General features: G+C 73.6%; 2 protein-coding genes. Both read right to left on the reverse strand.

The features are described 5' to 3' along the window. Positions 1–10: 10 nt before the first annotated feature. Positions 11–2,026 (reverse strand): exodeoxyribonuclease V subunit alpha, encoded by a 2,016-nt coding sequence (gene recD / locus D6689_16060; GenBank protein RMH39594.1) that lies wholly within the window; start codon positions 2,024–2,026, stop codon positions 11–13. Then, positions 1,972–5,374: hypothetical protein (locus D6689_16065; protein ID RMH39595.1), on the reverse strand; the 3,403-nt coding region annotated here is incomplete at its 5' end. The genes D6689_16065 and recD, both read right to left, overlap by 55 nt.

Consider the following 5,374-nt stretch of genomic DNA (forward strand, 5'->3'; position numbering starts at 1 on the left):
CCCGCTCGCGTCAGCCGCGACCGCCGCCGGTCACCGCGGCGAGCCGTTCTGCGACGCCCGAGAACCGCCGGACGCCGCGCTGGGCGGCGGCGGCGAGCACGTCGCCGCTGCCGACCACGACGGCGGAGCGCCGCGCGCGCGTCACCGCCGTGTAGACCAACTCGCGAGTCGCCAGCGGCATCGCGCGCTCCGGCAGCACGACCACGACCTCGTCGAACTCGGAGCCCTGCGCCTTGTGCACGGTGATCGCGAACGCCAACGCCACGTGGGACCGCAACGCATCGAGGGGATATGCGACGTACTTGCCGTCGCGCTCGAATACCGCGGCGAACTGATGGCTGCGCCGCCCCGCATCCGCCACGCGCAACACGATGCCCTGGTCCCCGTTGAACAGCCCCCGCTCGTAGTCGTTGCGCAGCACCATCACCGGCTCGCCGGGATACAGCGCCGTCGCGCCGTGAATCGCGCCGCCGAAGTCGTCGAGGATGCGCCGATGAAAGTAGGCGTTGATCCAGTCGGCGCCGGTCCGCGGCGCCTCGTGCGTCACCGCGAGGATGCGGCCGCGGCGGCTTGCGGCAAACAGCGCGTCGAGGTCGGCGCGGTCGCGCTCGTCGAGGCCGTCCGGGCCTCGCAGGTACACCTTGCGCGCGCGCGCCTCGAATCCGGGCGCGACGATCCGCTCGCGATACCACCGGTCGAGCAGCGCCTCGCGGTCGCGGTCTGCCACGCGCTCGGCGCCGCGAAACGCCACGCGAGCGGCCCGTCGCCGCACCGCGGGCGGATCGGCGTCGCCGGCGCGCACGGCCTGCGCGAACTGCAGCACCGCCGCGCCAGCCGGATCGGCGGCGTCCATCCGGTAGCTGTGCGTGAGTCGTACGGCCGCCGCGGTGTCCGCCAGGTCGCGGAACACCGCGCCCGCGTCGACCGACGGCAACTGATCGGCATCGCCAAGGACGACCAGCCGCGCGTCCGGCCGCAACGCGGCCACGAGCCGGTCCATCATCGCCAGGTCGATCATCGACCCCTCGTCGACGATCGCGACGTCGCAGTCCACCGGACTGGCCGCGTGGTGTGCGAACCGGTCGCGCCCGGGCGAATAGCCGAGCAACCGATGCAGCGTGCGCGCGCGCGGACGGCGCGCGGCGAGCCGCTCGTCGGCGACAGCCGGATCGGCGATCGCCGCGAGCGCGGCCGTCACCGACTCGTCCATCCGGTTGGCCGCCTTGCCGGTCGGCGCCGCCAGCGCGATCGCCTCCGGCGCGATGCCGGCGCGGACGAGCGCGCGCACGATCGCGACGATGATGGACGTCTTGCCGGTGCCGGGCCCGCCGGTGATCACGGCCAGAGGCCGCTCGAGCGCGGCGGCGACCGCGACGCGCTGCTCGTCGGACAACACGACCGGCGCGCCGGCGATCACCGGGGGCCGCGCCACGACGTCGGCCACCGCCGCGTCGGCACCGGGCAGTGGACGCTTGCCCAGGCGCGGCGCGACGCGCGCGACGAAATCGATCTCGAGCGCGCGCAACCTGTGCGGATACAACCAGTCGCCATCGACCACGAGCGGGCGGTGGTCGTCGGCCGTGCCGAGCACGGGCCGCGCGCGGTCCGGCGACGCGACCAGCGCGGCGGCGACGGCCGCGTCCGCCGGCGACGCCCCGACCGCGGCCATCGCGGCCGCCAGGTCGCCCGCCGCGCCGCGAACCGGCACGCGCGTGCTGCCGTTGGCGACCGCGACCCGGACCGCCAGCACCAGATACGCCAGCGCCCGGCGCTCGTCGGGCTCGAGTGGCTCGGCGAGCCGCGCGAGCTCCCACGCCAGGTAGCGGTCTTCGAGGGTCGCCACCGCGTCGGCGGCGCCGGCCGGATCGGCGCCCCGCGCCGGCAACGGCTCGCCGGCCGGTGCGGCCCACTTGCGTCCAGCCGCCGCAAACCGCGCGGTCGCCGTCCCCAGCGGCGTCCAGTCGACGAACGTCACGGCTCGCTCCTCGGCCCCCACACCTCGCGGGCGTACAGCTCGTCCTGCCATGCGAGCAGCTCGGCAAACGGCGGGCGAGCGAAGTAGATCCCGGCGGTGCCGTCGCCCGTCGCGCGCATGCCGCGAACGAAACAGTACAACAGCCCGCCGAAGCGGCCGGCGTACACGTCTTGCTTCAGCTCCGCGCCGCCGCCGAGCCACTTCACGAGTGCGAGGGTATAGACGCGCGCCTGCAGCCCGTAGCGCTGTTCGGCGTAGTCGCGCACGGCGCCGGCGGTGTAGCGCGGGAGCGCGTCGCTCTTCCAGTCGGCGAAGTACAGCTTGCCGCCGTGCTCGAACACGTAGTCGATGAAACCGCGGACGAAGCCGCGCACACCGCCGCCGGCGCGCGGCACGGCAAACGAAAACTCCATCTCTCTCGCGCGCCCGGCCGCCGACGCGAGGCCCCCGTCGAGGCGGTCGTCGCCGAGCGCGACCGGCGCGGTCAGCGCGGTGTGCACGATACGCTTGGCCCGCGCGATGTGCGCGCGGTCGATGCCGTAGCGCAGCGCGGCCGCGGTGAACACCTCGTGCACGGATGGATCCCGCGCCCACTGCGCGTAGGACACGCCGACGCGGTCGAGATCGATCTGTTCGATCGCGGCGTGCAAAAAGCTGCCGACCGCGCGGCCGCCGGGCAGATCGCCGTCCCCGTCGGCGCCCGCGCCGGCGACCTCGTCGTCGGCCCCGTCGACTGCGACCGCAAACCCGCCGGCGTCGGCCGCCTTCATCTGCGAGTAGGACGTGACGAACGGCCCGCGCGCGGCCTCGCGCACGTCCGCATATTCGGGCGCCGCCGCATCCGCATCGACCGTCCGCGGGCCGGCCCACGCGCCGGCGCGCGCGTCGACGGCGCCGCCGTCCGCATCCGGCAGGACGCCCGGCACCACGCACACCTCGCGGGAAATCAGCCCCGGTGCGACCGGCCGCTCGCCGCTCACGATGCGCGCGAGCTGCGCGTTGAGCTGGCGGATCGGCCAGTCGCGCGCCGGGTTGATCGCGACCAGATCGCCGGCGGCCGGCGCCGGGCATGCGCCGGTGGCGTCGAACCGGCCGAAGTACGGCAGATACAGCCGCGCCTTGGCGCGCGTGATCGCCACGTACCACAAGCGCTGGTCCTCCTCGCTGGCCTCGCGAGCGGCGCGCGCGCTTGCCGTCTCCTCGGAACCCGGCAGCTTCGCGTCCGGATCGAAGTGGACGATGCGCGCGCCGTCGTCGCCGTGCACCGTCACGTACGCCGGCGCGCGCGGCCCACACCGCGAGAACCCGCCCGCGACGAACACGACCTTGGCCTCGAGCCCCTTGGCCGCGTGCAGGGTCATGATCTGCACGGCCGCACGCTCGGTGTCGAGGCGCTGGACGTTGTCGCGCGTGCCGGATCGGTCCGTCTCGTCGTCGCGCCGGCGGCGCAGCTCGACCACCAGATCCGGCAGTCCGCACCGCGTCGCGTTCGCGTGCTCGAGCAAGACCTCGAAGATGTGCAGGTAGTTGGTCAACTCGCGCTCGCTGTCGCGGAAGAACAGCTCGCGACGGACGATGCCGCTGTCCTCGATGACGCGCTGAAACAGGTCGGCGAACCGCTTGTGGTCCGCCAGCGCCTTCCACGCGAACAGCCGCTGCATCAGCGGATGATCGCCGGGCACCGCCGCGCACCGCTCGAGTTCGTCGAGCGACACGTCGAAAAACGGCGTGAGCCATGCGCGGTAGCGCGCGGAGCGGTCGAGCGGGTCCTCGATCGCGGCCAGCACCCGCAGGATGTGCTCGGCCTCGGCGGTCTGAAACAGCCCCTCCTGCTTGTAGAACGCAATGGGCACGCCGAGCCGCCGCAAGACCGCGCCGACCGCCGCGGCCTCGTTCGTTTTGCGCGTGAGGACGAAGATGTCGCTGGCCGCGACCGGCTCGCCGTCGACGAGCAGCGCGCCGTCGAGGATCGCGCGAATCTCCTGGCCGATACGCACGGCCAGCGCATCGCGCGCGTCGGTCGAGCGACTGCGGTATTTCGCGTCCTCGCAGCCGAGGTGGAACAGGTGAATCGGCGTGACCGGCCGGCCGTCGCGGTCCGTGGCGCTGGCCTCCGGCCGGCCGCACGTCACCGGATGGTCGTAGCGGATCGCCCCGGTGAACAGCGGAGTGTCATCCTGCAGCAGAATCGCGTTGTACGCGGCGATCAGCCGGCCGGTGGCGCGGTAACACGCCACGAGCGGCACGACCGCGCCGCCCGCGGCCTCGATCTCGGCGCGCGCCGTGAGGTACGCGTGGACGTCGGCGCCGCGAAACGAGTAGATGGCCTGCTTCGGATCGCCGATGACGACGAGCCGGTGCCCGTCCGGCGACTCGAAGAACACGCGCCGGAAGATGCGCCACTGCAGTTCGTCGGTGTCCTGAAACTCGTCGATGAACGCGACGCGGTAGCGCGCGCGCAGCGCCGCGACCAGCGCCGGACCCTGCGGCGACGCCAGCGCCGCGTCGACGCGGCCCAGCATGTCGTCGAAGTCGAACTTGCCAGTCCGGCGCTTGCGCGCGGCGAACTCGTCCGCCGCCGCCCGCCAGCACAGCTGCACCAACGCCGCCATCGGCGTCACGGCGACGGCCGCGAGTCGGCACCACGCGGCGGCATCCGGCGCTCCGGCCGCCGCCCGCCGCTCGGCCCACTTGCGAAACGCGGCGAGGCCGATGGCGTCGATCGCCGCGAGGACGCCGCCGATGTCGCCGGTCGCGCGCGCCTTGCCCAGCGCGCGCGCCAGGTCGTTGTCGCGGTCGTCGCCGGCGATCGAGTCCACCGCCGCCGGATCGACGCCTGCGATGGCCGCGGCGACCGCGGCGGCATCGAACGGCGGTTCGACGCGGGCGCGCGCACGCGCCACGTCGTACACCACGCGCTCGATGTCGTCGAACGCGGTGCCCGACGCGAGCACGGCGCGCAAGACGTCGCGCCCTGGCCGACTGCGCGCGACGTCGCGGCGGATCACGTCGCGAAATGCGCGGCCGAACAGGCTGCGTCCGTCGGCGTGCTCCTGTTCGAGCAGCTGGCGGTTGGCAAACGCGTGCTCGGTGAGCACGCGGCGGCAGAACCCGTGAATCGTCGAAATCGTCGCCGTGTCGAACGACACCAGCGCCGCGGCCAGCCGCGCGCGCGCCGCGTCGTCGACGATCCAGCACGCGTCGTCAGACGCGTCGTCGTCGCCGCCGGACAGGTCCAGCAGCCGCTGCAGAATCTGCCGCACGCGCGCCTGCAACTCGACGGTCGCCTTGTCGGTGAAGGTGACGACCAAGATCTGATCGATCGTCGCGCGGCCCGACAGGATCTCGTCGACGACCGCGTGTTCGAGCGTGTAGGTCTTGCCGGTGCCGGCGGCCGCC

It is taken from the genome of Deltaproteobacteria bacterium (assembly GCA_003696105.1).
In the GTDB taxonomy this organism is placed as follows: Bacteria; Myxococcota_A; Polyangia; order Haliangiales; family J016; genus J016.